The organism is Mycobacterium arosiense ATCC BAA-1401 = DSM 45069, assembly GCF_002086125.1.
Lineage (GTDB): Bacteria > Actinomycetota > Actinomycetes > Mycobacteriales > Mycobacteriaceae > Mycobacterium > Mycobacterium arosiense.
Window position 1 is genome coordinate 1 of record NZ_MVHG01000184.1, and the last position, 2259, is coordinate 2259.

At 65.1% G+C, this 2259-nt stretch carries 1 protein-coding gene; it reads right to left on the reverse strand.

Translation table 11 applies throughout. The features are described 5' to 3' along the window. A partial coding sequence (locus BST14_RS27945; RefSeq protein ID WP_142279668.1) for a non-ribosomal peptide synthetase occupies nt 1-2259 on the reverse strand: 2259 nt, incomplete at both ends.

A 2259-nucleotide genomic window follows, 5' to 3' on the forward strand; every position in this document is an offset into this window, starting at 1 on the left:
CCCGCTGCGATACATCCGCTGTCCGGACCCCCCGAACGGACACGCCACAAACCGCGACCCGGTCAACGCAGCCCGGCCCACGTACCCACACGCCACGCCGCGACCGGCCACGTACAACTCGCCAACCACCCCAGCCGGCACCGGACGCAACCACTCGTCGAGGACGAACAGCGCCGCGGTCGATACCGGCGCACCGATCGGCACCACATCGGCTCCGATCGACAGTGGCGCGCTCAACGACGCGTACACCGTGGCCTCGGTTGGGCCATAGGCGTTGATCACCACCCGCCGCGGCGCCCACGCATCAACCATCTCGACCGGGCAGACCTCACCGCCGACCAGCAACGCCACCGACTCCAGCCCCTGCGGGCACAAGGTGGCCACCGCCGACGGGGTTTGGGTGAGCACGTTGACGTGTTCGCTGACCAGCAACGCGTGGAAATCATCCGGCGAGCCGACCACCTCGTCGGGTACTACGACCAGCCGGCCACCACCAAGCAGCGCAGCCCAGATCTCCCACACCGAAAAGTCGAAAGCGTAGGAGTGGCATTGCGTCCACACCTGCGCCGGCGGCAGGTCTGAGGGCTGCGAGTCCGCCAGATGGGTCAGGTTGCGGTGGGTGACCGCCACCCCCTTCGGGACACCTGTCGTGCCCGAGGTGTAGATGAGGTAAGCGATGTTCGCCGAGTCCGGCGCCGGTGGTGCCGCGCTGGGTTGGGTGTCCGCAGCGGGATCGTTCATATCGATGAGCGCCAGATCGCATCCGTCCAGCCGCGGGCCTAGGTCCGCGGTGGTGATGACGGCGATCGGGCCGGCATCGGTGAGCATGAATCCGATCCGGGCCGCCGGCAGCGCCGGGTCGATCGCAAGGTAAGCCGCCCCGGTCTTCAGCACCGCCAGCATCGCCACGACGGCCTGGGCCGAGCGTTCCAACAGCAACGCCACGCACTGCCCCGGCCCGATACCCCGCTCGATCAGCAGGTGGGCCAAACGGTTCGCTTTCTCTTCCAGTTCCCGATACGTCAGGGCGCCGCCCTCGAAGCTGATCGCCACCGCCTCGGGAGCGCGAGCCACCTGATGGGCAAACACCACCGGAATCGACACCGGCTGCGGTGCGGGCTGGGTCAACACCGACCGATTACCCCACCCATCCAGCCGGGCGTACTCACCGGCATCCAGCACATCCACCGACGAGAGCCGTCGCCCCGGATCGGCGGTCATCGCCACCAACAACCGCTGCAACCGTCCCGCTAAGTCGCAGACGTCAGAATGCGAAAGCAGCCGCCCAGCGCCGGCCGTGCCGAGGGAGAGCTGGTCACCGTCGCCGGAGAAGACCAAGCCAAAGCCACCCCGGTGGCCAAGGTTGGTATATGACGCCGATGCCGTCACACCACCAAAAGACAGAGTGAAGCTAGACGGGAGGAAATTGACGCTGACCCTATCTGCGGACTGCCCCGGGCCGCGGCCATGGATTTTGCGCTCAAGGGCCTGCACCGGAAACCTCTGATGCCGCAGCGCTTCCCGTATTTGCGTGTCAACGTGGGCACAGAACTCGGCAACCGTCGATTCGGGCGAAAGCCGCAACACCAATGGCACCACCCCGGCCACCATCGCGGGAAGCGTCTTCAACTCCGGACCTACTCGCCTGGTGACCGGGAAGTCGAGGACCACCTCTGAGTCCTCAGCGCACCACCCGCGCACCAAAAGTGCGCACGCCGCGGTGATGACCGATGATCGCGGCACATTCCACGCGCGGGACAACTCGTCGACTCGGCGAAGGACCACAGCATCCAGCTGAACCGGCGCGGACGGACGATACGTATCGTGCTCGCCCGCGGCTTGGGGCAACCGATAGTGCGATCCGTTTTCGGCTGGCAGGTTTTCAGCCCAATAGGCCTGGTCGTCAAGGAAATCGTCGGAAGCTTCGTATTCCGACTCGCAGTCAACCAGGTCCTGTAACGAGCCGAAAATGGAGGGGGGGATGGGCGCGCCAGAAACAATTGCAGAGTAGACGGATGCAATCCTTTGGCCCACCAGCGCAATGCCGGACCCGTCTGCGACTATGTGGTGACTGCATGCGAATAAATAGAATTCATCGAGCCGCGCCCGAAACAGCGCGAATTTGAATAGCGGGCCGGTGAACGGCATCGGAGTGCGTTGGATCGAGGCCGCAATCTCATCGGCTTCCTGCACGGCATCGTCCGAGCCGCTCAGGTCATAAAAGGCCAGCTCGACATCCGGGTAGTCGATCGCCCGTTG